Origin of the sequence: Muribaculum sp. (genome assembly GCF_029051885.1) — a bacterium.
Classification (GTDB): domain Bacteria; phylum Bacteroidota; class Bacteroidia; order Bacteroidales; family Muribaculaceae; genus Muribaculum.
On sequence record NZ_JAIDKI010000016.1, the window covers coordinates 1 to 3,313 of the forward strand.

Consider the following 3,313-nt stretch of genomic DNA (forward strand, 5'->3'; position numbering starts at 1 on the left):
TGTTTATGTACATGACTGAGAAACAGTACGAAAAGCGGCCAAGATATACGAGACAAAAGGTAATTTTATAATCACTCAATCTCTTGCTGATTTTTGAAACAAATGCAAAAAAATATATCAACGATATGAAACAATTTATCTCCAGACGGTCAATCGCCGGCATCTTTCCGCCTGCTCTTTGGTCGTTATGGAACCCCATAACTTCCTCATCACAAGCGAAAATCTGCTCGACGAATGACCGCCCTGACGGTAACATTTATTATTAAACAAGCTCTAAAACGCATGCATAAATCATGGAATTTATAAAGACAGCCATTGATGGAGTAGTCATAATAGAGCCGCGGATATTTAAGGATACCCGCGGATATTTCTTTGAAAGTTTTTCTCTGCGCGATTTTCAAAATGCTATTGGGCCGGTAGATTTTGTACAGGACAATGAATCGATGTCGACACGTGGGGTGATGCGCGGGCTTCATTTCCAGCGGCCGCCTTTTACACAGGCAAAACTTGTAAGATGTGTGGTTGGCTCAGTGCTCGATGTTGCCGTTGACCTGCGGAAGGACTCTCCGACATATGGAAAGCATGTGGCGGTAGAACTTACTGCTGACAATCACCGTCAGCTTTTTGTGCCACGTGGTTTTGCTCATGGTTTTGCGGTGTTGTCAGATGTCGCAATATTCCAGTATAAGTGTGATAACTACTATGCTCCACAGGCTGACGGAGGGATTTCGATTGCGGATACTTCGCTCGGTATAGACTGGCGTATAGACCCTTCGCAGGCTATTCTTTCTGAAAAAGATATGCACCATCCTTTGCTGTGCGACTTTGACTCTCCGTTCTGACGGTTAAGAAACTGAAAAGACACAGACGCCTGTGCGATTTTTGGCAGGTGTCTGTGTCTTTTTTGTTATTTATGATGTATTATCCAAGCAAACCGCGCATAGAGTCCTCAAACACTGAAAGCGCAGCTTTTGCACCTTCGCCCATCGCTACTACAATCTGTTTGTATGGTACGGATGTTACATCTCCGGCAGCGTACACGCCTTTGACGGATGTCCTGCATCGTTCATCTACGATGATTTCTCCGGCTTTGTTCGTGGGAACCATGTCTTTAAACCGGGCGCTGTTAGGCACAAGGCCTATCTGAACAAATACTCCGGATACCGGATATATTGTCTCCGCGCCGGATACTCTGTCTTTAACTTTTATGCCTGATACTTTTTTCCCGTCTCCGATTACTTCGGTCACTTGTGAGGACACATGAATATCGATATTATTCATTGATGCCGCCTTGTCCTGAAGTACACCGTCGGCTTTAAGTGTATCAAGAAATTCGAATACATCCACATGCGGACACATTGCGGCAAGATCAATGGCTGCTTCGATTCCTGAGTTTCCGCCTCCGACTACGGCAACACGCTTGCCTGCATAGAATGGACCATCGCAGTGAGTGCAGAATGCTACGCCATGTCCGATGTGTTCCGATTCGCCGGGTATAGACAGTTTCCTCCAGCCTGCTCCGGTGGCGATGATGAGAGCCTTACCTTTGAAGGTTTCATTACCGCACACGAGAATCTTCTCATTGCCCGCTACATCGGCAGAGTCAACGTTGCGGTTTTCAAATATGTCGATGGAGTATTGCGCGAGGTGGGCCTTTAGATCGACAGCAAGTTGCGGGCCGGTTGTCTTAGGCACTGATATGAGGTTCTCGATATCCATTGTCTCGCGTACCTGTCCTCCTATATTCTTTGCTATTACTGCAGTATTGAATCCTTTTCTTGCGCAGTAGACAGCTGCCGCTGTGCCTGCCGGGCCTCCTCCGAGTATGATTACATCATATTCACGAGTAGTGGGCTGCAATATTATGTCGTCAGAGACGCCATAGGCTGTTTCGAGTTTTTCGAGCAGGTCGCCAAGCGACGAGCGTCCTACGCTGAATGGTTTGCCATCGGCGTATACGCTCGGAACGGATTGGATATTAAGCGACTGTACGAGTTCCGGCACTACGGCTCCATCAATTACGGTGTTTTGGACACCTGGATTCAGGATAGCAATGATATTTAATGCCTGGGCTACATCGGGACAGTTGGTACACGTCAGGGAGACAAATGTCTGTAAATCTATCGGGCCCTTTAGCGCATGTATGCGGGAGGAGAGGGTCTCGTCGGGAAGATTTTTTCCTTGTCCGTCGGCATTCAGCACGGCAAGCAGCAGTGTTGTGAATTCATGGCCATTCGGGATTCCACAGAATTTCACGCCGGTAGATTGGCCATCCTTAATGATTTCAAAAGTCGGTGCGTCGGCTTTTGTGTCTGATTCTGCCACGGAAAGGTGTGGTGATGTCGAGGCTACGTCGTCAAGAAATGATTTCATCTCTGATGACTGAACTGCATCGGCGGATGGCTGTAGGAGGAAAGTGATATCTGATTTCAGATTTCCAAATATCGCTCTCAATTGTTCTTTAATATCGTTGTCAAGCATAGTGTTTTTTTCTTTGAATTTGCCGGTTTATGATGTGTGCGTTGTCAAATCAAATATGTGGACATGAGATACAGGCACAGAGTAAAAAATCCCGGCTAAATTTATTAACCGGGATTGATTGCATCTTTTTAGATTTTGCCTACCAGGTCGATATTTGGTTTAAGTGTCGCTTGTCCCTGCTTCCATTTGGCCGGGCAGACTTCTCCATCGTGGGTGGCAACAAACTGTGCGGCTTCCACACGCCGGAGCAGTTCTTCGGCATTACGTCCGATGCTGTTGTCTTGTATTTCTACGAGCTTAATCAGGCCTTCGGGGTTGCTTACAAATGTACCTCGGTATGCCATACCGTCCTCTTCAATCATCACACCGAACGCGCGGCTAAGAATGCCGGTCGGATCGGCCAGCATAGGATATTGTATTTTCTTGATGCTGTCAGAGGTGTCATGCCATGCCTTGTGTACGAAATGGGAGTCGGTACTTACGGAGTATACCTCTACACCAAGTTCTTTAAACTTGTCGTATTTCTCGGCCATATCTTCAAGTTCGGTAGGGCATACAAACGTAAAGTCGGCCGGATAGAAGAAGAATACCGCCCATTTGCCAAGCACATCCTTGTCGGTGATGGTTTTGAACTCTCCGTTGTGATATGCCTGAACTTTAAATTCAGGGATATGGGTATTGATAATTGATTCCATAAATGTTAGGTTATTAAATAAATTACTAATTTGATTCGCTTGATAAACATGCGCTTTGCCCGGCATGTTCATTATGTATGGAATGATTAAGATTAATTAAAGACATGTTTAACAGATATCAGGTGGACGGCTATATC

3 protein-coding genes are annotated in these 3,313 nt (G+C 45.9%); 1 reads left to right on the forward strand and 2 read right to left on the reverse strand.

Annotation, left to right across the window (positions count from 1 at the left end; all coding sequences use genetic code 11):
- The first annotated feature begins 293 nt into the window (after positions 1 to 293).
- Positions 294 to 842, forward strand: coding sequence for a dTDP-4-dehydrorhamnose 3,5-epimerase (gene rfbC, locus K2I50_RS00575; protein ID WP_301024309.1), 549 nt, complete (start codon positions 294 to 296; stop codon positions 840 to 842).
- 79 nt (positions 843 to 921) lie between these two features.
- Here rfbC and ahpF read toward each other — a convergent pair whose 3' ends face one another.
- A complete protein-coding gene (ahpF, locus tag K2I50_RS00580; protein ID WP_301024310.1) occupies positions 922 to 2,481 on the reverse strand; it encodes an alkyl hydroperoxide reductase subunit F in 1,560 nt (519 codons plus the stop codon).
- Between the two features lie 128 nt (positions 2,482 to 2,609).
- Positions 2,610 to 3,176, reverse strand: a complete 567-nt coding sequence (ahpC, locus tag K2I50_RS00585; RefSeq protein ID WP_301024311.1) for an alkyl hydroperoxide reductase subunit C — start codon at positions 3,174 to 3,176, stop codon at positions 2,610 to 2,612.
- Positions 3,177 to 3,313 lie beyond the last annotated feature (137 nt).

Coding starts and splice junctions, on each gene's coding strand:
- rfbC (WP_301024309.1), top strand. CDS start 294: ATGGAATTTATAAAGACAGCCATTGATGGAGTAGTCATAATAGAGCCG.
- ahpF (WP_301024310.1), bottom strand. CDS start 2,481: ATGCTTGACAACGATATTAAAGAACAATTGAGAGCGATATTTGGAAAT.
- ahpC (WP_301024311.1), bottom strand. CDS start 3,176: ATGGAATCAATTATCAATACCCATATCCCTGAATTTAAAGTTCAGGCA.